25 protein-coding genes are annotated in these 22902 nt (G+C 62.9%); 9 read left to right on the forward strand and 16 right to left on the reverse strand.

The annotated features are described in order from the left end of the window. From CGZ66_RS37950 to CGZ66_RS37965, 4 genes are all read left to right on the forward strand, one after another. On the forward strand, nt 1–382 hold a 382-nt coding region (locus CGZ66_RS37950; protein WP_095091819.1), incomplete at its 5' end, for a RidA family protein. A gap of 14 nt (nt 383–396) precedes the next feature. Continuing rightward, entirely contained in the window at nt 397–1125 is a 729-nt protein-coding gene (locus CGZ66_RS37955; protein ID WP_095091845.1) for a glycerophosphodiester phosphodiesterase, read from the forward strand. A gap of 55 nt (nt 1126–1180) precedes the next feature. Then, nucleotides 1181–2395 (forward strand): GNAT family N-acetyltransferase, encoded by a 1215-nt coding sequence (locus tag CGZ66_RS37960; protein ID WP_095091820.1) that lies wholly within the window; start codon nt 1181–1183, stop codon nt 2393–2395. 98 nt (nt 2396–2493) lie between these two features. After that, nucleotides 2494–2925, forward strand: coding sequence for an HIT family protein (locus tag CGZ66_RS37965; RefSeq protein WP_095091821.1), 432 nt, complete (start codon nt 2494–2496; stop codon nt 2923–2925). 147 nt (nt 2926–3072) lie between these two features. Here CGZ66_RS37965 and clpA read toward each other — a convergent pair whose 3' ends face one another. The 3 genes from clpA to CGZ66_RS37980 all read right to left on the reverse strand — a co-directional run bounded on the left by clpA (nt 3073) and on the right by CGZ66_RS37980 (nt 6484). Further along, complete coding sequence (gene clpA, locus CGZ66_RS37970) at nt 3073–5541, reverse strand: ATP-dependent Clp protease ATP-binding subunit ClpA (protein WP_095091822.1); 2469 nt, start codon at nt 5539–5541, stop codon at nt 3073–3075. Between the two features lie 6 nt (nt 5542–5547). Then, nucleotides 5548–5877, reverse strand: coding sequence for an ATP-dependent Clp protease adapter ClpS (gene clpS, locus CGZ66_RS37975; RefSeq protein WP_010909565.1), 330 nt, complete (start codon nt 5875–5877; stop codon nt 5548–5550). 277 nt (nt 5878–6154) lie between these two features. Then, nucleotides 6155–6484: a phasin family protein gene (locus CGZ66_RS37980; RefSeq protein WP_095091823.1), complete on the reverse strand. Its 330-nt coding sequence runs from the start codon at nt 6482–6484 to the stop codon at nt 6155–6157. A gap of 285 nt (nt 6485–6769) precedes the next feature. Here CGZ66_RS37980 and CGZ66_RS37985 point away from each other — a divergent pair, with 285 nt between their 5' ends. Further along, nucleotides 6770–8230 (forward strand): D-alanyl-D-alanine carboxypeptidase, encoded by a 1461-nt coding sequence (locus CGZ66_RS37985; RefSeq protein ID WP_095091824.1) that lies wholly within the window; start codon nt 6770–6772, stop codon nt 8228–8230. 47 nt (nt 8231–8277) lie between these two features. Here the strand turns inward: CGZ66_RS37985 and CGZ66_RS37990 are convergent, their stop codons facing one another. The 4 genes from CGZ66_RS37990 to CGZ66_RS38005 all read right to left on the reverse strand — a co-directional run bounded on the left by CGZ66_RS37990 (nt 8278) and on the right by CGZ66_RS38005 (nt 11893). Beyond that, nucleotides 8278–8976, reverse strand: a complete 699-nt coding sequence (locus CGZ66_RS37990; protein ID WP_095091825.1) for a DnaJ domain-containing protein — start codon at nt 8974–8976, stop codon at nt 8278–8280. Next, nucleotides 8976–9707, reverse strand: a complete 732-nt coding sequence (locus CGZ66_RS37995; protein WP_095091826.1) for a vWA domain-containing protein — start codon at nt 9705–9707, stop codon at nt 8976–8978. The genes CGZ66_RS37990 and CGZ66_RS37995 overlap by 1 nt, the downstream gene beginning before the upstream one ends. 110 nt (nt 9708–9817) lie before the next feature. Further along, nucleotides 9818–10255: a DUF1489 family protein gene (locus CGZ66_RS38000; RefSeq protein ID WP_095091827.1), complete on the reverse strand. Its 438-nt coding sequence runs from the start codon at nt 10253–10255 to the stop codon at nt 9818–9820. A 234-nt stretch (nt 10256–10489) separates the two neighbouring features. Beyond that, on the reverse strand, nt 10490–11893 hold the full coding sequence (locus CGZ66_RS38005) for an L-serine ammonia-lyase (protein WP_095091828.1): 1404 nt from the start codon (nt 11891–11893) through the stop codon (nt 10490–10492). 179 nt (nt 11894–12072) lie between these two features. On the opposite strand from CGZ66_RS38005, the gene CGZ66_RS38010 reads away from it, so the two are divergent. After that, a complete protein-coding gene (locus CGZ66_RS38010; protein ID WP_095091829.1) occupies nt 12073–12792 on the forward strand; it encodes a DUF599 domain-containing protein in 720 nt (239 codons plus the stop codon). Here the strand turns inward: CGZ66_RS38010 and CGZ66_RS38015 are convergent. From CGZ66_RS38015 to CGZ66_RS38040, 6 genes are all read right to left on the reverse strand, one after another. After that, entirely contained in the window at nt 12765–13562 is a 798-nt protein-coding gene (locus tag CGZ66_RS38015) for a YdcF family protein (protein WP_095091830.1), read from the reverse strand. The genes CGZ66_RS38010 and CGZ66_RS38015 overlap by 28 nt on opposite strands. Nucleotides 13563–13591: 29 nt before the next feature. Continuing rightward, entirely contained in the window at nt 13592–15157 is a 1566-nt protein-coding gene (locus tag CGZ66_RS38020; RefSeq protein ID WP_095091831.1) for an amidase, read from the reverse strand. Further along, nucleotides 15157–15612 (reverse strand): GNAT family N-acetyltransferase, encoded by a 456-nt coding sequence (locus CGZ66_RS38025; protein ID WP_095091832.1) that lies wholly within the window; start codon nt 15610–15612, stop codon nt 15157–15159. The genes CGZ66_RS38020 and CGZ66_RS38025 overlap by 1 nt, the downstream gene beginning before the upstream one ends. Nucleotides 15613–15619: 7 nt before the next feature. Continuing rightward, nucleotides 15620–15907: an Asp-tRNA(Asn)/Glu-tRNA(Gln) amidotransferase subunit GatC gene (gatC, locus tag CGZ66_RS38030; protein ID WP_095091833.1), complete on the reverse strand. Its 288-nt coding sequence runs from the start codon at nt 15905–15907 to the stop codon at nt 15620–15622. A 125-nt stretch (nt 15908–16032) separates the two neighbouring features. Next, nucleotides 16033–16449, reverse strand: coding sequence for a hypothetical protein (locus tag CGZ66_RS38035; protein WP_095091834.1), 417 nt, complete (start codon nt 16447–16449; stop codon nt 16033–16035). 24 nt (nt 16450–16473) lie between these two features. Then, the gene (locus tag CGZ66_RS38040) at nt 16474–17181 is read right to left on the reverse strand and encodes a metal-dependent hydrolase (protein WP_095091835.1); all 708 of its coding nucleotides are present in this window, start codon (nt 17179–17181) and stop codon (nt 16474–16476) included. Between the two features lie 123 nt (nt 17182–17304). Between CGZ66_RS38040 and ruvX the strand changes: the two genes are divergently transcribed. Then, nucleotides 17305–17811, forward strand: a complete 507-nt coding sequence (ruvX, locus tag CGZ66_RS38045) for a Holliday junction resolvase RuvX (RefSeq protein WP_095091847.1) — start codon at nt 17305–17307, stop codon at nt 17809–17811. On the opposite strand, the gene CGZ66_RS38050 is transcribed toward ruvX, so the two are convergent. The 3 genes from CGZ66_RS38050 to CGZ66_RS38060 form a co-directional block, all read right to left on the reverse strand. After that, entirely contained in the window at nt 17729–18070 is a 342-nt protein-coding gene (locus CGZ66_RS38050) for a DUF6105 family protein (protein WP_095091836.1), read from the reverse strand. The two genes, ruvX and CGZ66_RS38050, sit on opposite strands and share 83 nt — an antisense overlap. Beyond that, nucleotides 18070–18624 carry a hypothetical protein gene (locus tag CGZ66_RS38055; protein ID WP_095091848.1) on the reverse strand — a complete coding sequence of 185 codons (555 nt, stop codon included), beginning with the start codon at nt 18622–18624 and terminating at the stop codon, nt 18070–18072. The genes CGZ66_RS38050 and CGZ66_RS38055 overlap by 1 nt, the downstream gene beginning before the upstream one ends. 196 nt (nt 18625–18820) lie before the next feature. After that, entirely contained in the window at nt 18821–20449 is a 1629-nt protein-coding gene (locus CGZ66_RS38060) for a DNA alkylation response protein (protein ID WP_095091849.1), read from the reverse strand. Between the two features lie 178 nt (nt 20450–20627). Here CGZ66_RS38060 and CGZ66_RS38065 point away from each other — a divergent pair, with 178 nt between their 5' ends. Continuing rightward, nucleotides 20628–21608, forward strand: a complete 981-nt coding sequence (locus CGZ66_RS38065; RefSeq protein ID WP_095091837.1) for an aspartate carbamoyltransferase catalytic subunit — start codon at nt 20628–20630, stop codon at nt 21606–21608. Beyond that, the gene (locus CGZ66_RS38070) at nt 21605–22891 is read left to right on the forward strand and encodes a dihydroorotase (RefSeq protein WP_095091838.1); all 1287 of its coding nucleotides are present in this window, start codon (nt 21605–21607) and stop codon (nt 22889–22891) included. Before CGZ66_RS38065 ends, CGZ66_RS38070 begins: the two co-directional genes overlap by 4 nt. Nucleotides 22892–22902: the final 11 nt, after the last annotated feature.

The following is a 22902-nucleotide window of genomic DNA, read 5'->3' on the forward strand; positions in this document are numbered from 1 at the left end:
CTATTGCAGGACCGGCAACCTCTTGTTCACCGCCGGGCAGTTGCCTCTCAAGGACGGCAAGCTGCAGGCGAGCGGCCTGCTCGGTCGCGACGTCGACACCGCGGCCGGCAAGGACGCGGCAAAATACTGCGCGATCAATATCCTGGCGCAGGCCAAGGCCGCACTCGGCGACCTCGAGAAAATCCGTCGCCTGGTGAAGATCACCGTTTTCGTCGCATCGACGCCTGATTTTGTCGAACAGCATCTGGTTGCCAACGGTGCCTCCGATTTCCTTGTTGCGGCACTTGGCGAGCGCGGCAAGCATGCCCGCTCCGCTGTCGGCACCGCCTCGCTGCCACTTAATGCCGCAGTGGAAATCGAAGCGGTCTTCGAAGTCGAGTGAGCCAGGAGACGACCATGACCGACCTATCCTGGCTGACCGCCCGGCCTGTCGCCCATCGCGGTTTCCACGACATGAACAAGACGCGCTGGGAAAACACGCTTTCCGCCTTCGCCGCGGCGGCCGAGCGCGGCTACGCCATCGAATGCGACGTGCACCTGTCGCTGGACGGCGTTCCCGTCATCATTCATGACGACGATCTGCAGAGGCTGACCGGTCAGGACGGTTTCGTCTGGCAGCGTACCGCGGCGGAGCTCACGGCGCTCAAGGTCGGCGGCACATCGGATCATCTACCGACGCTGCAGGAAGCGCTCGACCTGGTCGATGGCCGGGTGCCGATGGTCGTTGAGCTGAAAGGCATCCCGGGCCGCGACGAGGGTCTCGTGGCGATCGTCGGCAAGATGCTCAAGCGCTACAAAGGCAAGTCGGCCATCATGTCGTTCGACCACTGGCTGATCCGCGATTTTCCGAAACACGCGCCGGGCATTCCGGCCGGACTGACCGCCTACGGCAAGGACGTCAAGCTGATCGAGGCGCATTTCGCCATGCTGGCGCATGAGATCGCCTTCACCTCCTATGCCGCCGGCGACCTGCCCAACCGGTTCGTCAGCTTCGTCCGTGAAAAACTGAAAATGCCGGTCATCACCTGGACGGTGCATGACCAGCCGGCGGTCGACCTGACCTATAGATATGCCGACCAGATGACGTTCGAGGGGTTCGAACCCGACCTGATCAAAGTCGCCTGAAGTCGGTGTCTGAAACGTGACTTGTACCCGGCCGGACGGAGCTTAAATAAGCCCCATGGATCAAGGCGACGATGGCGATGACCAGATGGCGAATGCGGACTATTTGATCCGCATCGCCGCTGGCATCGGCGCTTTCACCCCGGACGAGTGGAACAGCCTCAGCGGAGCCACGCGAGGCAACGCAGAAAACGGCTACAACCCGCTCGTTTCATTCGCTTTTCTGAGTGCACTTGAAGACTCAGGCTGCGCCGTGCGGCGCACAGGGTGGCAAGGTCATCATTTGCGATTGGAGACCGCGCAGGGCAAGCTGCTCGGGGCGGTCCCGTGCTATCTCAAATCGCACAGCCAGGGCGAATATGTGTTCGATCATGGCTGGTCGGATGCCTTCGAACGCGCCGGCGGCCGCTACTATCCAAAACTGCAATGCGCGGTGCCGTTCACACCGGTCACCGGCCCTCGCCTGCTGGTCACCAAGGGCGAGGATGTCGGCGCCGTCAAAGCGGGACTGGCAGCAGGCCTGAAGGCGGTCACGCAAAAACTCGGCGTCTCTTCAGCGCATGTGACCTTCGCCCAGGAAAGCGACGTCGAGGTGCTGGAAGCGGCAGGGTTCCTGCATCGCACCGACCAGCAGTTCCATTTCTTCAACGAAGGCTTTTCAACCTATGACGACTTCCTCGCCACCCTTGCCTCGCGCAAGCGCAAGGCGATGAAGAAGGAGAGGCGCGAGGCGCTGGCCAACGGCATCTCGATCGAATGGCTGACCGGTAAGGATCTCACCGAAAAGGCCTGGGACGACTTCTTCGCCTTCTACATGGACACCGGCAGTCGCAAATGGGGCCGGCCTTATCTCAGCCGCCAGTTCTTCTCGCTGATCGGCGAACGCATGGCCGACGACATCCTGCTGGTTATGGCCAAGCGCAACGGGCGCTACATTGCCGGCGCCATCAATTTCATCGGCTCCGACGCACTCTACGGCCGCAACTGGGGCTGCATCGAGGACCATCCCTTCCTGCATTTCGAGGTCTGCTACCATCAGGCGATCGACTTCGCCATCGAGCGCAAGCTCAGGGTTGTCGAGGCCGGCGCTCAAGGAGAGCACAAGCTGGCGCGCGGCTATCGCCCGGTGACCATGCATTCCGCGCACTACATCGCGCACCCCGGCCTGCGCAACGCCGTTGCCGACTATCTCAGGCGCGAACGGCACGAGGTGGAGCGGATGAGCGAATATCTGGAAGAGCACACTCCATTCCGCAGGGATCTCGAGGAGTAGCGACCGGTCTGCCCCGATCGGCGGGGCGACTTTACCCGATCGTCTTGCCGACTTTCGACGGCTTCGCTACACGAAAGGCACAATCCGGAGCGTTCGCCATGGCTGAGGCCGCCTATGACACCGACAACATCTTCGCAAAGATCCTGCGCGGTGAAATTCCCTCGCACCGCGTCTACGAGGACGAAGCGGTCGTCGCCTTCATGGATGTGATGCCGCAGGGGCCGGGCCATACGCTGGTGGTGCCGAAGGCGCCGTCGCGCAACCTGCTCGACGCCGATCCGTCAACGTTCGGACCGCTTTTCACGGTCGTCCAGAAAGTGGCGCGGGCCGTCAAACGAGGGTTTGGCGCCGACGGCGTCACCGTCATGCAGTTCAACGAGCCAGCCTCGGGGCAGACCGTCTATCATCTGCATGTGCATGTCATACCACGCTTTGACGGCATTCCCCTGAAGCCGCACACGGGCGGGATGGAGAAGCCGGAAGTGCTGATCGAGAGCGCCGAAAAGATACGAGCGGCGCTGCGAAGCTGACGCCGCACATCGCCTTGCGACGGCCTGGACGATGCTTGATTTCCCGATCGCGGCCCACCAGTTCAGGATGACGATCTGCCCCGGCCAGCGCTCATTGCCCCTATGAAAAAAGCCCCGTCTCCGGGGCTTTTTCGACTTTTGTCAGGGTCAGTTCTTTCTGGGCAATTGCGGCACGAGGCTGCGCTTGCCGCCATCCTTACCCTTGGCTTCGGGCTTCGGCGCCACCAGCTTCTTGGCCGCGGGCTTTTTCGCGACGGCCTTTGTGGGCTTCGGCGTTTCTTCCGGCTCTTCCTTCTTCGGCTTCACCGGCGCCTCGTCGGCGAGCGATTCGAGCTTCAGGCCGGTCTCGCCGGTTTCCTTCTTCTCGACGGTGACACGCACCGTGCCGCCCTTCTTGAGCTTGCCGAACAGCACCTCGTCGGCCAACGGCTTCTTGATGTGCTCCTGGATCACACGGCCGAGCGGCCGCGCGCCCATGCGCTCGTCATAACCCTTGTCGGCGAGCCAGGCGATGGCATCGGGCGACAGATCGAAGGTGACGCCGCGCTCGGAAAGCTGGGCCTCGAGCTGCATTACGAACTTCTGCACCACCTGATGGATGACCGGCACCGGCAGCGAGCCGAACGGGATGATCGCATCGAGACGGTTGCGGAATTCCGGCGTGAACAGCCGGTTGATCGCCTCGACATCGTCGCCTTCGCGCTTGGTCGAACCGAAGCCGATCGCCGCACGCTGCGCATCCGACGCGCCCGCATTGGTGGTCATGATCAGGATCACATTGCGGAAGTCGATCTGCTTGCCGTTGTGGTCGGTCAGCTTGCCGTGGTCCATCACCTGCAACAGGATGTTGAACAGGTCCGGATGCGCCTTCTCGACTTCGTCCAGCAACAGCACGCAGTGCGGATGCTGGTCGACGCCGTCGGTCAACAGACCGCCCTGGTCGAAGCCGACATAGCCGGGAGGCGCGCCGATCAGCCGCGAGACCGTGTGGCGTTCCATATATTCCGACATGTCGAAGCGGATCAGCTCGACGCCGAGCGATGCAGCCAATTGCTTGGCCACTTCGGTCTTGCCGACGCCGGTCGGGCCGGAGAACAGGTAGGAGCCGATCGGTTTCTCCGGTTCGCGCAGGCCGGCACGCGCCAGCTTGATCGCCGAGGTCAGCGCGGTGATCGCGGTATCCTGGCCATAGACGACGCGCTTCAACTCGATATCGAGACCCTGCAGCACCTTCTCGTCGTCGGCCGAAACCGTCTTCGGCGGGATGCGGGCCATGGTGGCGATCGTCGCTTCGATCTCCTTGATGCCGATCGTCTTCTTGCGCTTGGCTTCCGGCACCAGCATCTGCGAGGCGCCGGTCTCGTCGATCACGTCGATCGCCTTGTCCGGCAGCTTGCGGTCGTTGATGTAGCGCGCCGACAGCTCCACCGAGGCCTTGATCGCCTCGTTGGTGAACTTCACCTTGTGGAACTCCTCATAATAGGGCTTGAGGCCCTTCATGATCTCGATGGCGTCCTCGATAGTCGGCTCGTTGACGTCGATCTTCTGGAAGCGCCGCACCAGGGCACGGTCCTTCTCGAAGAACTGGCGGAATTCCTTGTAGGTGGTCGAGCCGATGCAGCGGATCGCACCCGACGACAAGGCCGGCTTCAACAGGTTCGACGCGTCCATGGCGCCGCCTGATGTTGCCCCTGCCCCGATGACCGTGTGGATCTCGTCGATGAACAGCACCGCGCCTGGATAGTCCTCGAGTTCCTTGACGACCTGCTTCAGCCGCTCCTCGAAATCGCCGCGATAGCGCGTGCCGGCGAGCAGCGTGCCCATGTCGAGCGCGAAGATGGTGGCATTGTGCAGCACTTCGGGAACGTCGCCCTCGACGATGCGCTTGGCGAGGCCTTCGGCGATCGCCGTCTTGCCGACGCCGGGATCACCGACATAGAGCGGATTGTTCTTGGAGCGGCGGCACAGCACCTGGATGGTGCGGTTGATCTCGGACTCGCGGCCGATCAGCGGATCGATCTTGCCGGCCTTGGCCTTGTTGTTGAGGTTGACGCAATAAGCGGTCAGCGCGTCCTGCTGCTGCTTCTTCTTGCCGCCTTCCTCTTGCGGCTCGGCGCCGTTCTGGCCGCCCTGCTCGTCATCGGCGCCGCGCGGCGAACGCGTTTCCGAAGCGCCCGGACGCTTGGCAATGCCGTGCGAGATGTAGTTGACCGCATCGTAGCGGGTCATCTGCTGTTCCTGCAGGAAATAAGCGGCATGGCTCTCGCGCTCGGCGAAGATGGCGACGAGCACGTTGGCGCCCGACACTTCCTCGCGGCCCGACGACTGCACGTGGATGACCGCGCGCTGGATGACGCGCTGGAAACCGGCGGTCGGCTTGGAATCCTCGTCGTAGCCGGTGACCAGATTGTCGAGCTCGGTGTCGATATAGGTGAGAACCGTGTGCTTCAACTCGTCGAGATCGACATTGCAGGCGCGCATGACGGCCGCCGCCTCGGTGTCGTCGATGAGCGCGAGCAGCAGATGTTCAAGAGTTGCATATTCATGGTGCCGCTCATTAGCGAGCGTCAGCGCCTGGTGAAGCGCCTTTTCCAGGCCTTGGGAGAAAGCCGGCATGTTACCTCACTTCTTCTCCATCACGCATTGCAGCGGATGCTGATTCTGTCGGGCGAAATCCATGACCTGAGACACTTTGGTCTCGGCCACCTCGAATGTATAGACCCCGCACTCGCCCACTCCATGATTGTGAACATGAAGCATGATGCGTGTGGCGGCTTCGCGGTCCTTCTGGAAAAAACGCTCCAGCACGTGAACCACGAACTCCATGGGCGTGTAGTCGTCGTTGAGGATGAGGACCCGGTAAAGGCTGGGCTTCTTGGTCTTGGTTTTGGTGCGCGTGATAACGGCCGTCCCGCGGCCGGCCTCATTGCCGTCGCCGCCGCCGTTTTGCATCCGCGCCACGCGTCTCGTGGCAGTCAAATCGATCGTCACGTATTCCTGCCTCTTCGAATCCCCATGCGAGTTCGACATGTAGGTGTTCGATGGACGATTTTAAGCCCTTCTGTTTAGCTGACAATATGGCTAGGTGACCAAACTTGGCCGATTTTCGCAATCGTGAAGGGGCGCGAGGCCTTGGAGCGGAAATTGACATGAAAAAACCCGGCGACGCTTCCGCGACCGGGTTTTGTCCCGCACCCAAAGGGCCGGATCTTGCTCACGTCAGGCGAAATTACTTTGCCTTGGCAACGATCGATTCGAACGGCTTGTAGGCTTCCTTGGCGAGTTCGGCATAGAGGTCGCCAATCTTGGTGGCCTCGGCTACGAACGCCTCATACGATTGCTTGGCATAATCGGACTGGATCTCGATCGCCGTTTCCAGCGACTTGGCCGAAAACATCTTCTCGACGGCGGCGCTGCCTGCTTCGAAGCTCTTCTTGGTGTATTCGCCAGCTTCGGTGGCGATCGCCTGCGCGCCCTTGGAGAGCGAAGCGAAGCTCTTCAATCCGGTATCGGCAAACTCTTTGCCGTATTTGCTGAAGTCCTCATAGGTCTGGGTCATTTCACGCATTCCCTTGGGTTGAAGCGTCCTTCTTCGGGGCGCTCTTGTGCAATGCACGCTAATATATTGTGCGTCGCACAAAAGTCAACATTTCGCCGGCGTCCAGACACCGCCTGCGCAGTCAATGGCTAAAAATCGAATAAAGAGAGCTTCAAGCCCGAAGAAAATGGTGAACGCGGCGGTTACCATAAACGGATTGGTAACGCTGCCCCGGTAGCTTTGGCTGGAAGTGAGGCAGGACCCTTTGCCGCCTCCAGCGCAACGAAGAATCCAAGGGAAATACAAGTGCGTCAGGCGTTGTTGGGCATCGTTTCCAAATCCACCTCCCCTCTCAAAACGATGATGATCTTCGCCTTGGCGATGACAGTCGTCTGCGGCGACGTTGCCTCGTCGCTGGCGGCGAGGTCCGCGGCAATCGTCATCGACGCCAAGACCGGCAAGGTGCTTTATTCGGCGGATGCCGATGGCAGGCGCTATCCGGCCTCGCTCACCAAGATGATGACGCTCTATCTGACCTTCGAGGCGCTGGCGAAAGGCAAGATCAGCCGGAACTCGCAAGTCGTGTTTTCGGCCAACGCCGCCGCCGAGCCGCCGACGAAGCTTGGCGTGAAGCCGGGCGGCTCGGTCACGGTCGAGACCGCGATCCTGTCGATGGTCACCAAATCGGCGAACGACTCGGCGACCGCGCTCGGCGAAATGCTCGGCGGCAACGAAACCAATTTCGCCCGCATGATGACCGCCAAGGCGCGTGCGCTGGGCATGAACGGCACCGTGTTTCGCAACGCCAACGGCCTGCCCAATCCCGGCCAATTCACCACCGCGCGCGACATGGCGACGCTCGGCATCGCGCTGCGGGAGCATTTCCCCCAGTATTACGGCTATTTCTCGCAGCGTTCCTTTCTCTATGGGCGCCAGCGCATCAATGGTCACAACCGCCTGCTTGGGCGCATCAAAGGCGTCGACGGGATCAAGACCGGTTACACCCGCGCCTCCGGCTTCAACCTCGTCTCGTCGGTTTCCGACGGCAATCGCCGCATCGTCGGCGTCGTCATGGGTGGCACGTCGGGCGGCAGCCGCGACAACCAGATGGCTGCGTTGATCAACACCTATATGCCGCGCGCATCGACCCGTGGTGGCGGCGATCTGGTCGCCAAGGCCAGCGGCAGCAACCCGATCACTGCCCTTGCCAAGGTGCTGCTGCCCAAGCACGACGCGCCAACGCCGGACGACAAGCCGGTGGTGGCGCAAGATGACGCGACCCAGGACGATGCGACCGTTGCCGAGAACGCCACTGTAGCGGAGGACAGCACCGCGCAGAGCGAGTCGAGCGAAGAGGCTGCCGAAGACGCTGCCCCTGTCGTCAAGGCGAAAAAGGTCAAGACTGTCATCGTATCCGCGCCGCAGGTGGCCACGGCTCAGGTCGTGGCGGCCTATGCCGAACCAACACCGGCGCCGACGCCGGCGCCCACTGTCGACCCGGTCAACACCGCGTCGGTGCCCTCGGGCTGGGCAATCCAGGTTGCCTCGTCGCCCAAGCAGTCCGAAGCCCAGGCCTTCCTCGACAAGACCAGCAAGCAGGCACCCAAGGCGCTGGCCGACGCTTCCGGCTTCACCGTCGCCTTCGACAAGGACGGCGTCACCTATTACCGCGCCCGCTTCGGCGGCTTTGGTTCCAAGACCGCCGCCTGGAAGGCCTGCACCGCTTTGAAGAAGAAGAACATCGAGTGCTACGCCGTCCAGCAGTAGGACGGCGTGGAAACAATCTCCCGGAAAAATTCTGCGTCGAAGGAGAACTAATTGTGATTGGAGAGCAAGACGTCCTTGGCTTCATTGATCCGCGCCGCCAGGAAAGACGTGCCGCCGATATCGGGGTGCAGGCGCTGCATCAGGCGGCGGTGCGCCTTGCGGACATCCGCCGCGGCGGCCCCCGCTTCAAGACCAAGGACCTTGTAGGCCTCCTCCTTAGTCATGGCGCCCGAACCTGGCGCAACACCCAGCCCTTCGCCACCGTCCGTCTCAGCGTTTTTGCGCCAGACGGGAAATCTGCCGTCAAGATACGTCTCTAGCAGTTGCCGGCTCTCCGGATCGCCGGAGAGTTCGCGGTAGAGATGCTGCAGCTCTGCCAGCCCCATCGCGCCAAGCATCTTGCCCTCGTGGCGGCCAGCCAGGACCAGTCCTTCGAGGCCACCGGTATCGTGATCAAGCTCCATTTCGAGTGCTGCGGTGCGCACCGTCGAACGCTTGCCCGGTGCGAGCTTTGCCGTCGGCTGCTTCATCCGCATGGAACCGTACCAGGCGATTGCCGCCGACAGAATTATGCCGCCGATGCCTTCGCGCCCGACCGCAACCATAGCGATGCCGACCAGCCCTAGGAGGACCGGCCCTAGTGTTTTCATGCCGCTGGCCAATTTTGCCGGGTCGGCGCGAAGGAAGATCGTGGCCACGCCGAGAAGCACCAAAAGCAGTGCCACCAATGCGATGATTGCGCCCATCAGTTCCCGCCGCCCCGTAGATGCTCAATCATAAGCCGGTCTTCCGGCCTGCCCCTGGCTTCCAGCGCCTTCAACCCACCGGTTGCAAACACCGCGACCGCCGAGAGCAGTCCTGCCAGGGTCGCGGCAGCCCGCCGATCAAATCGGAACCAAGCCCCTTTGGACAACCGCGCGATTTCCTTAAACGCCTTTTCTGCGTCGGAATCATGCCCCTCCTGGAAGACGAAGACAGGAACGCCATGCAGGCCGAGGCTGCCGGCCTTTTCAGCCAGATCGTCGATGTTCTCTTCCATCGCATCGCCGATATAGACCAGCGCATTGACCTTGGCCGTGGCCGTCTGTTTCAGCGCATGCGCCAGCACCTTGCCGATCTGGGTGTTGCCGCTGTGGCATTCGATTCGCGTCATCAGTTGCTTCAAGGCATTGGTGTCGGCCACGAATGCGGACGAACGGCACTCGCCCAGGCCGCGAAAATAGACCAGTTGGACGCTGAGGGTTCCGGCCTTGCCGACGGCATCGAACATCTGGCCCTGCAACTCACAAGCCAGATCCCAGGTTGGCTGGCGGCTCATCGTCGCGTCGAGCGAAAGGATCAGCCTGCCTGACCCCATCGCCGACGCAGCCAGCATCCTTGCCTGCCGAAGAAACGCTTCGATCTCGCCCGCGTTGGATTGAGGTTTGACCGGCGCAGGATTGGCCCTTGCGGGCACGGGCTGCTTTTTGTCGCTCATGAAAACAAGATGTGGCGTTGTCGCGCCGCTTGCAAGTCCAGTGCGACGCAAGTTTGAGGCCAGCAAACCAGCCGCAATTGAAGCAGACAACCCCTTGAGAGTGCGATGGCTTACAGCAGGCCGAGATCGGCAAGCTCGCGCCTGAGCTTCGGCGGCATCTCGATCAGCCCGACCTTGCCCTTGCCGAGATCGGCCGGCGCGTCCGACGGTTTCAGATAGCGCCAGCCCTGGAAGGCCCGGCGCGGCTGCCAGTCGGTGCGCACGACTTGCGGATCGAGAATGAGATGACAGCGGCCGATGCCTTCGCTGTCGGTGAACGGCCGGATCTCGGTGATCAACTGCCGGCACTGCACATTGCCCTTGATCACCCAGTAGAGCGAACCGCCGTCGGTGATCTCGGCGCCGCGCGTCGGCACCATTCGCGTCGTGTGATACTGCTCGACCGGCTCACCGGCGCGCCGCCGCTCGTCGAGGCGAAAGGCGATCCACTCTTCGAGATCCTCGACGCTGTCGCAGCCGACACAGAGTTTTATGAGATTGAGAGACATCGCCTAAGGTTTAGTCCGGCGCGCGGATGGGTCAACGGCCTGATCGACTTCTCCACAGTGCCAGCACCCAGACACCAAGCCTGTGGTGCCCAGAGGCCGTTTCGAAATTCGCTCTGGCTAGTCATATGGTGGTGTTTTCGAGAACCGGAGCGCAGCGGACATTTGGGTCCGTGAGCACTGGAAGCGCAGAAAACGCCGCCAGATGGCCGCCGGAGTGGGTTTCCAAACGGCCTCTCAGCACTCCACGACATTGACGGCGAGCCCGCCAAGGCTGGTTTCCTTGTACTTCTCGTTCATGTCGAGGCCGGTCTGGCGCATCGTCTCGATCGCCGCGTCGAGCGGCACGAAATGGATGCCGTCGCCCTTGATCGCCAGTGACGCAGCCGTCACCGCCTTGACCGCGCCCAGCGCATTGCGCTCGATGCAGGGCACCTGGACCAACCCGCCGACCGGATCGCAGGTCATGCCGAGATGATGTTCGAGCGCGATCTCGGCGGCATTTTCGACCTGTTCTGGCGTGCCGCCCATGACGGCGCACAAGCCAGCCGCGGCCATCGCGGATGCCGACCCGACCTCGCCCTGGCAGCCGACCTCTGCGCCGGAGATCGAGGCATTGGTCTTGATGATGCCGCCAACGGCGGCAGCCGTCAGCAGGAAGTCGCGGATGCTCGGCTGATCGGCCTCGGGATGGAAATGCAGCCAGTAGCGCAGCACCGCCGGCAGGGTGCCGGCCGCACCATTGGTCGGCGCAGTGACAACGCGGCCGCCGGCGGCGTTCTCCTCGTTGACCGCCATGGCGTAAATCGACAGCCAGTCATTGGCGAGCAAGGGATTGGGTCTGTTCTGCTGCCACTGCTCCTGCAGCTTGTCATGCAGCATGCGCGCGCGCCGGCGCACCTTCAGTCCGCCCGGCATGATGCCGTCCTGCGACAGGCCACGGTCGATGCAGCCCTTCATAGCGCTCCAGATGCCGTCGAGGCCGGCGTCGAGCTTTTCGCGCGACATCTGCGTCTCTTCGTTGATCCGCTTCATGTCGGCGATGGAAAGGCCGCTTTTGCCGGCCATCGCCAGCATCTCGACCGCATTCTTGAAGGGATACGGCACCTTCTTGCCTTCGGTCGTCACCGACCCCTTGGCCTTCATCCGCTGCAGCTCTTCTTCCGAAACCACGAAGCCGCCGCCGATCGAATAGTAGATGCGTTTGAGCAGCAGGCGGTCGCCCGCATCATAGGCATAGAACGCCATCCCGTTGGCGTGGCCGGTGAGCGGCGTCTTGCGGTCCAGCACCAGATCGGTGGCCGGGTCGAAACGATAGGAGGGATGGCCGGGCGGCGAAATGCGCTTCTCCGCGGTGATGCGGCTGGCAATGCCATCAGCCTGATCGGGATCGACAGTCTGCGGCGTCAGGCCGGCAAGGCCGAGCACGACCGCGCGATCACTGCCGTGGCCGATGCCTGTGTAGGCGAGCGAGCCATGCAGGCTGGCGGCGAGACGGTCGACCTTGACGCCCGCCGGACGCGGCCAGTCAGTTCCCGCGACCTCGTCGAGAAACCGCGCTGCGGCGGTCATAGGACCCATCGTGTGCGAACTCGAGGGTCCTATGCCGATCTTGAACAGGTCGAAAACCGAAAGGAACACGCGGCGCTGTCTCCTAGAGTCACGTCAAGGACTATATATAGGAATTCCCAGGATGTTTCCGCTCTTTTGGAAATCGCGGCGCATCGCCTGCCGACCTTGTTTGCTCCGGCAGCGACATTGGTTCGATCGCTCTCTGGCGGGCATCGAAGCGATCGCACTGAATGTGATAAATTCGGACTATGGGCGATTCCCTCGATCTTTCGACAGCCGATCTCGCGGCGCTGGCTTTCTTCCTCGTCGCGTGGCTGCTGCACACGCTTGCCTCCGACGGCAAGCTGGTCAGCCGCGTGTCGCTGACAACGGCGATGAACACGCAGCGGCAAGCCTGGATGCGCACCATGGCCGAACGCGAGATCCGCATCGTCGACACCGCCATTATGAGCGGGTTGCAACAGGGAACCGCCTTCTTCGCCTCCAGCTCATTGATCGCGATCGGCGGTTGCTTTGCCTTGCTCGGCGCATCCGACCGGGTTCTTGAGGTGCTGAGCGACCTGCCCCTGGGCGACGCCCCGTCGCGCGCGGCCTTTCAGATAAAGGTGTTCGGACTGGTCCTGATCCTGGCGTTTTCGTTCTTCAAATTCGGCTGGGCCTACCGGCTGTTCAACTATTGCACGATCCTGATCGGCGCCGTGCCGATCCTGCATGGTGAAGCGTCACGCAACCCGGTCACCGAAACAGCGGTCTGGCGTGCGACGCAAATGAACATGCTGGCCGGAAAGCATTTCAATTCCGGTCTGCGCGGCGTGTTCTTCTCGATCGGCTATCTCGGCTGGTTCGTCGATCCCACAGTGTTCGTGCTGTCGACGCTGTTGCTCCTGGCCGTGCTGGTGCGGCGCCAGTTCTTCTCGGCGGCCAGACATGCGGTGATCGGTCAGCCGCCGGGCGCGGGAAAAGGCTGATCGATCCGGCCCGATATCCAGTAGGCGAAGAGCCCGATCCATTCACGGATGGCCATTGTGGTGACCTGCAGCGAATCGGCCGGATTGTCGCGGAACAGGCCGATGCCTTCCCGCCCCGTGGTGCGGTAGTCCACCGGCCAGGGAATGGTTGCAAAACCGGCCTTGTCGAACAGCGCCTTGGCGCGCGGCATATGGAAGGCCGAGGTCACCAGCAGCCAGGTTTCGCCGGGCTTCGGTGTTACCAGCTCCTTGGTGAAGACGGCATTCTCATAGGTGTTGCGGGACTTGTTCTCGAGGATCAGGCGATCGGCCGTCACACCAAGCGCAGTGAGCAATCGGGGTGCCGTGGCTGCGTCGCCCTCGCCTTCGAGGAACAGTTCGCCAGTGCCGCCGGAGACGACCACCCTCGCGGTTGGAAAGCGCCGGGCGAGAATCGCGGTCTCGACCATCCGGTCGCCACCGCTGTTCAATTCATAGCCGCCGCGCACCAGGTTGATGGCACCTTCGAAGCCGCCGCCGAGCACGACGATGCCGTCGACCTTTTCCGGCAGCGGCGGGCGCGCGAAACGCTCCTCCAGCGGGTTGAGCATCATCGCACCAAGCGACGTCCAGGCCGACAGCCCAAGGATCAGAAACGCCAGCACGCTGCCGGTGACGGCAAGCCGCCGGCGGCCGGTCATTGCGGCAACCAATCCCGCCAGCAGAAGGAAGATCGTCAGATTTAGCGGCTGGATGAAGAACCAGAAGACTTTGGAAAGATAGAAGAACATCGCTCAACCCCGTTGGACGAGCGACATCCTTACCACCACTTCTCCGGCTGGAATGTGCCGGCCGCCTGCTCGATGACGGCGGCGGTCTGGAACAGCGTTTCCTCATCGAACGGCCGGCCGATCAGCTGCAGGCCGAGCGGCAGGCCCTTGGCGTCGAGCCCCGCCGGCACGGCGATGCCCGGCAGGCCGGCCATGTTCACCGTGACGGTGAAGATGTCGTTCAGATACATCTTGACCGGATCGGCCGCCATGTCCTCGTCGGCGATGCCGAAGGCGGCGGATGGTGTAGCCGGGGTCAGGATGACATCGACGCCGGCGGCGAAGACATTCTCGAAGTCGCGCTTGATCAGATTGCGCACTTTCTGCGCCTGCAGATAGTAGGCGTCGTAATAGCCGGCCGACAGCACATAGGTGCCGATCATGATGCGGCGCTTGACCTCGCGGCCGAAACCGGCGGCGCGGGTCTTCTCATACATATCGACGATGTCCTTGCCCGGCACGCGCAACCCGTAGCGGACGCCGTCGTAGCGCGCGAGGTTGGACGACGCCTCGGCTGGCGCCACGATATAATAGGCAGGCAGCGCGTATTTGGTGTGCGGCAAGGAAATGTCGACGATCTCGGCGCCGGCGTCCTTCAGCCAGGCAATGCCCTTCTGCCACAGCCCCTCGATCTCTTCGGGCATGCCGTCGACGCGGTACTCCTTGGGGATGCCAACCTTCATGCCCTTGATCGGCTTGCCGATCGCCGCCTCATAGTCCGGCACCGGCCGGTCGACGGAGGTCGTGTCCTTCGGGTCGACGGAGGCCATCGATTTCAACAGGATCGCGGCATCGCGCACATCGCGGGCGATCGGTCCGGCCTGGTCGAGCGACGAGGCGAAGGCGACGATGCCCCAGCGCGAGCAGCGGCCATAGGTCGGCTTGATGCCGACGGTGCCGGTGAAGGCGGCCGGCTGGCGAATCGAGCCGCCAGTATCCGTCGCCGTCGCGCCGGCGCACAGGAAGGCCGAGACCGCGGTTGCCGAACCGCCGGAAGAACCACCCGGCACCAGTTGCGCATTGTCCAGGCTGCGCGCGGTCCTGGTGCCGCCAGCCGATACGAAGCCGCCGTCGCCCTGATGCGTGGTCGGCATCACCACCGTGTCGAGGCGCGAACGCCGCCAGGGGTTGATGACCGGGCCGTAGTAGGACGTCTCGTTGGACGAGCCCATCGCGAACTCGTCCATGTTGAGCTTGCCCAGCATGACCGCGCCGTCGGCCCACAGATTGGTGGTGACGGTCGATTCGTAGCGTGGCTTGAACCCGTCGAGCACATGGCTGCAGGCCTGGGTATGGACGCCTTCGGTGCCGAACAGGTCCTTGATGCCGAGCGGGATGCCTTCCAGCGCGCCGCCCTCGCCCTTCGCCAGTTTGGCGTCGGACGTCTTCGCCATGTCGCGCGCTCTCTCGCCGGTCACCGCCACATAGGCATTGAGCACCGGATTCGCGCGATCGATGGCCGCGAGATAGGCCTCGGTGATTTCGGTCGCGGTGATTTCCTTGCCGCGCAACTTGGTGCGGGCCTGCGAAATCGTCAGCTGGGTCAGGTCGCTCATCAAAGGCTCTTTTCGTAAAACACCGACCATTCGGAATCGGGATAATCCAGCACCGGGCCGCAGCGCGAAAACCCGGCGCGTTCGTAGACGGTCCACGCGGCTGGATGACGATCGCCCGTCTCCAGCACCAGACGTTTCAGCCCCTCCTTGCGCGCCAGCGCCTCGACCCGCTCGACGATCCCTGCGCCGATCTTGCGTCCGCGGTGCGAAGGCCGCGTGTACATGCGCTTGACCTCGCCGATGGCGCCGTCATGACGCTTCAGCGCGCCGCAACCGATGGCCAGGCCGTTGTCGCGGGCGATGAAAACGGTCGTATCCTCACCGGCCATCTGCTCAACCGTCAGGTGGTAGCAGTGCTCCGGCGGCGTCAGTTCGAGCAGCGTTTGGTTGAGCTCACTGACCAGACCGCGCACGTCGTCCTGCAGCGGCGTTTCAACGGCGATCTCGATAGCCATCGGCGCGCTACTCCACGACCTTCGGCACGAGGAAGAAATTCTCTTCGGTCGCCGGTGCGTTGGCTACGATATCGGCGGCCTTGTTGCCGTCGGTGACGACGTCTTGGCGCTTCTTCATGTCCATAGGCGTCACCGAGGTCATTGGCTCGACCCCGGAAACGTCGACCTCGTTCAACTGCTCGACGAAGCCGAGGATGGCGTTCAGCTCGCCGGTCATGCGTTCGGCATCTTCTTCGCTCACCGCAATGCGGGCGAGACGCGCGACGCGCTTCACTGTCTTGACGTCAACGGACATGTTTTGCCTCGGGGAAAACCAGTTCGGGCTATAGCGGCGCCGCGCGCGCGGCGCAACATGCATCGTGCGAGAGCACCAGGCGTCGGCCCAGCTCTTCTGTCATCGGTCCACCGTCTAGATGCTGTCTATGGCAGGGCAACGCCCTCGCACAGATAGTAGCTGCCGCTGTTGCCGTTCGCCTCGCTTTCGTCATCGGCCGGCCGGACCGAGACGAGATCGATCTGCGTCGAGCTCATCTGGGTCACTGAAAGGACGTCGGGAAACACATAGCCCGGTTCCTGGCAGATGGCCGTCACCGCCCAGCTTGGCGAGGCTGTCGCCTTGCTGATCTGTACGAACTCGCAATTGTATTCGACACCTTGCAGGCCATGCGCCGAAAGCACGATGTTGCCGGCGTCGATCAGCGTCTGCAGCGTGGCCTTCCTGGCCTGTGTGCAAAGCTCCTCGGACTGGAGGTAGACGCCTTCGATGAAATCGTCAGCGGCGAGCGCGGGCGACGTCGCGACCAACATGGACACGCAAAGAGACTGCCTCAAGGCCATGGTTTCATTCCGCTTTGGCTGCGTCTAAATCGTAATCGTCTCACCGATCTTCGGCAATGCCACCTTCACGCCGGATCCTTCCAGGCCCGCCTCGAACTTATCGGCGGTCGGATCGATCATCGGAAACGTGCCGAAGTGACAGGGAACCACGGTTTCGAATTTGAAGAAGCGGCGGCAGGCGAGCGCGGCCACCGCACCGCCCATGGTGAAGCGGTCGCCGATCGGCACGATGCCGATCTTCGGTTCATGCAACTCGTTGATCAGCGCCATGTCGGAAAAGATGTCGGTGTCGCCCATGTGATAGAGCGTCCGGTCTTCCGGGAAGTGCAGGACGAGGCCGCCCGGATTGCCGAGATAGGTGTTCTGGCCGCCATCGCCCGGGAACGAGGAGGAGTGCAGCGCCTGGACGAAGGTGGTGGTGAAGCCGCCGCAATCGACGGTGCCGCCGATGTTGCCCGGGTTGATCTTCTTGTCGCTGGCGCCCTTGCCCACCAGGTACATGCAGATCTCGAAATTGGCGACCAACTGGGCGCCGCTTTTGCCCAACACTTCCAGCGCGCCGCTGATGTGGTCGCTATGTCCATGCGTCAGCAGCACATGCGTGATCCCCTCGGCCGGCCCTTCCCAGCCGCCCGTCCAGGACGGATTGCCGATCAGATAGGGGTCGATGAGGATCTTGGCGTCAGCGGTTTCGATGCGAAACGCCGAGTGGCCGTACCAGGTCAATTTCATGAATGCCTTCCTCGATTTTTGCCTTGCCAAAGGATAGAACGCCGATAGCCCTGAGATCAAAGGGTTACTGTGTCCGTTGTGTGTCTGAGAGAACACATGGCGGTGAAGGGCGAAGGACGGCCATTGGGCATTATCATGATCGAGGAATTGCCGGCGCGGCTTGCCGGCGGCAAGACGCTGGCAGGGCTTGACCTCGGCGACAAGACGATCGGCGTCGCCGTCTCGGACCAGAGGTTTTCCTTCGCCCATCCGCGCCCGGTCATCATGCGAAGGAAGTTCTCACTCGACGCTGTCGCGCTGCTGGCCCTGCTGCAGAAGGAGAATGCCGGCGCGGTGGTGATCGGACTGCCGATCAACATGGACGGTTCGGAAGGGCCGCGCGCACAGAAATCGCGCGCCTTCGTCCGCAACATGGCGCAGGTGAGCGACCTGCCCTTCGTGCTCTGGGACGAAAGGCTATCGACGGTCGCGGCCGAAAGGACATTGATCGAGATGGATTTCTCGCGCCGCAAACGCGCCGGCAAGATCGATTCGGCGGCAGCCGCGTTTATTCTGCAGGGAGTTTTGGACCGGCTTCAGTCGCTTCACGCATCCGCTCGAACGGAACCGGACCCGCCCAGCGCCGCTTGATCCAGCTGGCGATCTCGCGGCGGCGGCGAAACGCCCACAGCGCCATCAGCAGAAACCCGTCGAAGACACAGGCCTTTGCCACCATGCCGGGGATGGTCGCCGGATCGATACCAAGCATCTGGCCATAGAGCTGGAAGACGAAGTCGTGCAGCCGCCGGCTCAGCATGACATAACCGAAGTTCATGTCGTTGAGCGACAGGTAGAACCAGCCCCAGAACAGCGCCATCGGGCCCGCCCACAATGCGAAGATGTAACGCATCAGCGGCCTCCCCTGGGATTCGGGCCTGTCCGGCCCGATATGAGCGAAAGCAGCGAATTGTGGGCCGCGGCCTCGGCCATGCCGTGCGCGGCGACGCGGATTTCGATATCGCCCTGAGCAACCGCTGCAACAGACCGTCGCTCGGCAAGCATGGCAACATAGGATGCTAGAAGTGCCGCCAGCTGCACCGCCACAACCATGAAAAGCCCGTTGATGCCTTGCGCGGCGCCGCCGACGACGATCAGCGACAAAACGCCGGATGCGGAGATGAAGGCGATGCGGGCGACGCTGTCGACAGCCTGGCTGGTCGCGTCATTGATCAGGGTTTCGACAAAGGCCCAGAAGAACAGCACAGCGACGACCAGCAAGGCGGTGGCGAGCGGGGCCACGACGATGGCGTTGTCGAGGTCGATAAAGCGAGTGCCCTCGATGGTGGCACCCAACACGCCCAGCGCCGCAGCCACACCACGGTTTCCGTCGATGCAGATGAACGCAAGCAGGGCGAAAACGATCGCCCAGTGCAAGGCCAGAAAAGAGGTCAGTACGTGTCGCATCGGCATTCCTGGTTCGCAAAGCAGGGATTTGGCCAATTTGAACCAGTCCTTGCTCTCGCCGCGACAGTGGGCTTTGCCGCTCGTCACCGCAACGGAAACCATTTGTTAAGGTTAACGGCGATTAGTGACGCGCGTATGGAGGCTCACGGGCGCCTCAAAATGATCGATGGCGCCGGTTTTTTGCGATCTTGCAAACTCAATTCACAGGCGGATAGAGCGTGTCGATGATCATGCGCGCGTCATGGCGCGAATCGAGCATGCCATAAGTGTTGCGCCACTGGCCGGCGAGCCGCGTCTCGACGAACGCGTCGGCGATTCGCCCTGCCCCCAGCCGGCGCAATTCCGCCGCCGCCGCCGATAGCGCCAGCTGTTCGGTAAGCAGCCGGGCCGAGCCGTCGTCGGTCGCGGCAACCTGCATCGCCGCCTTCAGCACGCCGATCGTGCCGCGCCCGCCGGCGCCGAGGTCACGGTCGATACCGGCCAGCACATCCTCGAACAGGCCGGGCGCGCGGCCAAGCACGCGCAGCACGTCGAGCGCCATGACATTGCCGGATCCTTCCCAGATCGCATTGACCGGGGCCTCGCGATAGTAGCGGGCGAGCGGCGCCTCCTCGACATAGCCGTTGCCGCCGAGGCACTCCATAGCCTCGTAGAGCAAAGGCGGCGCGATCTTGCACACCCAGTATTTGACGACCGGCGTCATGGCGCGGGCGAATGCCGCTTCGCCGCGATCGCTCGCCGCCTCGTCGAAGGACCGCGCCAGCCGGAACGACAGCGCGGTGGCGGCGGCGACATCGAGCGCCATGTCGGCCAGCACGCGCTGCATCAGCGGCTGCTCGATCAGATTGGCGCCGAACACCTGTCGATGGCGGGCATGATGAACGGCTTCGGCAAGACCTGCACGCATGATCGCCGAAGATGCGACCGCACAGTCGAGCCGGGTCAAGGTCACCATGTCCATGATCGTCTTCACGCCCGCACCCGGTTCGCCGACCATCTCGCCGATGGCGTTGACGAATTCCACCTCGGAAGAGGCGTTCGAGCGGTTGCCGAGCTTGTCCTTCAGCCGCTGGAAACGGAAACCGTTGCCCGAGCCGTCGCCGAGAACGCGCGGCACGAGGAAGCAGGAGAGCCCCTCCGACGCCTGTGCAAGCACCAGGAACGCATCCGACATCGGCGCCGACATGAACCATTTGTGCCCCGTCAGGCGATAGAACCCGCTACCGACGCGTTCCGCCCTTGTCACATTGGCGCGCACATCCGTCCCGCCCTGCTTCTCGGTCATGCCCATGCCGAGCGTCAGCCCGGTCTTTTCGACTGGTGGCTTCTGGCCCTGGTCGTATTTGCGCGTCGTCACCCGCGGCGCCCATTCGCGAAACAGTTTTGGGCTGGCCATCAACGCCGCCAGGGAAGCATTGGTCATGGTGATCGGGCACAGGTGCCCGGTCTCGAGCTCCGCCGTCAGATAGAAACGGGCAGCGCGGACCTGGTGGCGGCGGCCAATCTCGGCGTCGCCGTTTTCCCAAACCGAGGAATGCAGCCCATTGGCCACTGAGCGGCGCATCAGGGCATGATAGGCGGGATGGAACTCGACCACATCGATGCGCCGTCCCTGGCGGTCATGCGTCCTGAGCTTCGGCGTCTCGACATTGGCGAGACGGGCCAACTCCTGCGCCTCCTGCGTCAGCACGAAACGGCCGAGCCCGTCGAGGTCCTTGCGCACCGGATCGGAAAAGCGTTCCGCAAGCTGGATCAGCAACGGATCGCCCCGCCAGGCGTTGCCGCCCGTCAGCGGCGGCGGCTGGTTCGTCACGTCGTCGGTCACGCCCAATCCTTTTATCGGGAGAAAGGTCCCTATCGTCAGAAAACCACGAATCCGAGGCCCACGGCTAGATATAGCCCAAGCCTTGCAACGCGCGCGATGAAAATACCGGGGAGAACGGCTCCAATGCAAAGCTGCCGCTTGCAGCCGCAAAATCTCCACCCTATAGCAGCGCCTTGAGATGACCGACGCTTCGTCCCTGCCACTCTACCCTCACCGCCATCTTCTGGGCATCCGCGATCTTTCCCCCGCCGACATCGAGCTTTTGCTCGACCGGGCGGACCGCGCTGTCGCGATTTCACGGCAGTCCGAGAAGAAAACCTCGACGCTGCGCGGCCGCACCCAGATCAACCTCTTCTATGAAGCTTCGACGCGCACGCAATCGTCGTTCGAGCTCGCCGGAAAGCGGCTCGGCGCCGATGTCATGAACATGTCGGTGGCGAGCTCATCGGTGAAGAAGGGCGAAACGCTCATCGACACGGCGATGACGCTGAATGCCATGCGGCCCGATATCTTGATCATCCGCCACCAGTCGGCGGGCGCTGCCGCCCTTCTTGCCCAGAAGGTCGGCTGCTCGGTGGTCAATGCCGGCGACGGCGCGCATGAACACCCGACACAGGCTCTGCTCGATGCGCTGACCATCCGCCGCGCCAAGGGTCCGCTGTCGAAGCTGATCGTGGCGATCTGCGGCGACATCCTGCACTCGCGCGTGGCGCGCTCCAACATCATGCTGCTCAACGCGCTCGGCGCGCAGGTGCGGGTCGTCGCACCGTCGACCCTGTTGCCCAGTGGCATTGAGAAAATGGGCGTCATCGTCACCCGCTCGATGGCCGAAGGCCTCAAGGGCGCCGACGTGGTGATGATGCTGCGCCTGCAGCGCGAGCGCATGGAAGGCGCCTTCGTGCCTTCGGTGCGCGAATATTTCCGCTATTTCGGCCTCGATGCCGAGAAACTGAAGGCCGCCAAGGACGACGCGCTGGTGATGCATCCCGGCCCGATGAACCGCGGCGTCGAGATCGCCTCGGAAATCGCCGACGGTCCGCAAAGCGTCATCCAGGAACAGGTCGAGATGGGCGTTGCCGTGCGCATGGCGGTGATGGAAGCGCTGCTCGACCCACGTCGCAATCAAGAGGGCCGCAACCAAGAGGGCCGCGGCGCATGAGCATTACGGTCTTTGAGCGCGCTCGCATTGTCGACCCATCGCGCGGTGTCGACGAAGTCGGCACCGTCGTGGTCGATGGCCGCAAGATCGTCGCCGCCGGCAAGGCAGCGCTGAACCAGGGCACGCCTGGGGGTGCGACCATTATCGACTGCGCCGGCAAGGCGATCATTCCAGGCCTGATCGACGGCCGCGTCTTCATCGGCGAGCCGGGCGGCGAGCATCGCGAAACCATCGCTTCGGCCAGTGTCGCCGCGGCGGCCGGCGGCGTCACCTCCATCGTCATGATGCCCGACACCGACCCGGTGATCGACAATGTGGCGCTGGTCGAATTCGTACTGCGCACCGCCAAGGACACCGCAAGCGTCAACGTCTTTCCAGCGGCGGCGATCACCAAGGGCCTCGACTGCCGCGAGATGACCGAGTTCGGCCTCTTGCGCGAAGCCGGCGCCGTCGCCTTCACCGACGGCCGCCACACCATATCGAGCGCCCTGGTTATGCGCCGCGCGCTGACCTATGCGCGCGACTTCGGCGCCACCATCGTGCATGAGACGCAGGACGCGGACCTCGGTTCGTCCGGCGTCATGAACGAGGGCCTATACGCCAGCTGGCTCGGCCTTTCCGGCATCCCGCGTGAAGCCGAATCCATCCCGCTCGAGCGCGACCTTGCGCTGGCACGGCTGACGCGGGGTTCGTACCATGCGGCGAAGATCTCGACCGCGATGGCGGCAAACGCCGTCACGCGGGCGAAAGGCGATGGCGCAACCGTGACATCAGGCGTGGCGATCCACAATCTGTCGCTCAATGAAAACGATGTCGGCGAATACCGCACATTCTTCCGCCTGACCCCGCCGTTGCGCGCCGAGGAAGACCGGCTGGCCATGATCGAGGCGGTCAGGGACGGCACCATCGACATCATCGTCTCCTCGCACGATCCGCAGGATGTCGACACCAAGCGCCTGCCCTTTGCCGACGCGGCGGCAGGGGCCATCGGGCTCGAAACCCTGCTTGGCGCGGCATTGCGGCTCTACCACAATGGCGATGTGCCGCTGCTAAGGCTGATCGAGACTCTATCGACTGCGCCGGCGAGATTGTTCGGCCTGCCTGGCGGCACGCTGAAGCCGGGGGCGATTGCCGATCTTGCGCTGGTCGATCTGGACGAACCCTGGATCGTCGCCGAGAGCGGCATTCGCTCGCGTTCGAAAAACACCTGTTTCGAAGGCGCGCGGTTGCAGGGCAAGGTCTTGCAAACGCTGGTGGCGGGCCGCACAGTGTTCTCAATCTGAGCCGGCCACGC

The organism is Mesorhizobium sophorae (assembly GCF_002270415.1).
Taxonomy (GTDB): Bacteria; Pseudomonadota; Alphaproteobacteria; order Rhizobiales; family Rhizobiaceae; genus Mesorhizobium; species Mesorhizobium sophorae.

Bases quoted from the DNA above. Each gene is read 5' to 3' on its own strand.
- CGZ66_RS37955 (WP_095091845.1), top strand. From the start codon at position 397: ATGACCGACCTATCCTGGCTGACCGCCCGGCCTGTCGCCCATCGCGGT.
- CGZ66_RS37960 (WP_095091820.1), top strand. From the start codon at position 1,181: ATGGATCAAGGCGACGATGGCGATGACCAGATGGCGAATGCGGACTAT.
- CGZ66_RS37965 (WP_095091821.1), top strand. From the start codon at position 2,494: ATGGCTGAGGCCGCCTATGACACCGACAACATCTTCGCAAAGATCCTG.
- clpA (WP_095091822.1), bottom strand. From the start codon at position 5,541: ATGCCGGCTTTCTCCCAAGGCCTGGAAAAGGCGCTTCACCAGGCGCTG.
- clpS (WP_010909565.1), bottom strand. From the start codon at position 5,877: ATGCAAAACGGCGGCGGCGACGGCAATGAGGCCGGCCGCGGGACGGCC.
- CGZ66_RS37980 (WP_095091823.1), bottom strand. From the start codon at position 6,484: ATGACCCAGACCTATGAGGACTTCAGCAAATACGGCAAAGAGTTTGCC.
- CGZ66_RS37990 (WP_095091825.1), bottom strand. From the start codon at position 8,976: ATGGGCGCAATCATCGCATTGGTGGCACTGCTTTTGGTGCTTCTCGGC.
- CGZ66_RS37995 (WP_095091826.1), bottom strand. From the start codon at position 9,707: ATGAGCGACAAAAAGCAGCCCGTGCCCGCAAGGGCCAATCCTGCGCCG.
- CGZ66_RS38000 (WP_095091827.1), bottom strand. From the start codon at position 10,255: ATGTCTCTCAATCTCATAAAACTCTGTGTCGGCTGCGACAGCGTCGAG.
- CGZ66_RS38010 (WP_095091829.1), top strand. From the start codon at position 12,073: ATGGGCGATTCCCTCGATCTTTCGACAGCCGATCTCGCGGCGCTGGCT.
- CGZ66_RS38015 (WP_095091830.1), bottom strand. From the start codon at position 13,562: ATGTTCTTCTATCTTTCCAAAGTCTTCTGGTTCTTCATCCAGCCGCTA.
- CGZ66_RS38020 (WP_095091831.1), bottom strand. From the start codon at position 15,157: ATGAGCGACCTGACCCAGCTGACGATTTCGCAGGCCCGCACCAAGTTG.
- CGZ66_RS38025 (WP_095091832.1), bottom strand. From the start codon at position 15,612: ATGGCTATCGAGATCGCCGTTGAAACGCCGCTGCAGGACGACGTGCGC.
- gatC (WP_095091833.1), bottom strand. From the start codon at position 15,907: ATGTCCGTTGACGTCAAGACAGTGAAGCGCGTCGCGCGTCTCGCCCGC.
- CGZ66_RS38035 (WP_095091834.1), bottom strand. From the start codon at position 16,449: ATGGCCTTGAGGCAGTCTCTTTGCGTGTCCATGTTGGTCGCGACGTCG.
- CGZ66_RS38040 (WP_095091835.1), bottom strand. From the start codon at position 17,181: ATGAAATTGACCTGGTACGGCCACTCGGCGTTTCGCATCGAAACCGCT.
- CGZ66_RS38050 (WP_095091836.1), bottom strand. From the start codon at position 18,070: ATGCGTTACATCTTCGCATTGTGGGCGGGCCCGATGGCGCTGTTCTGG.
- CGZ66_RS38055 (WP_095091848.1), bottom strand. From the start codon at position 18,624: ATGCGACACGTACTGACCTCTTTTCTGGCCTTGCACTGGGCGATCGTT.
- CGZ66_RS38065 (WP_095091837.1), top strand. From the start codon at position 20,628: ATGACCGACGCTTCGTCCCTGCCACTCTACCCTCACCGCCATCTTCTG.
- CGZ66_RS38070 (WP_095091838.1), top strand. From the start codon at position 21,605: ATGAGCATTACGGTCTTTGAGCGCGCTCGCATTGTCGACCCATCGCGC.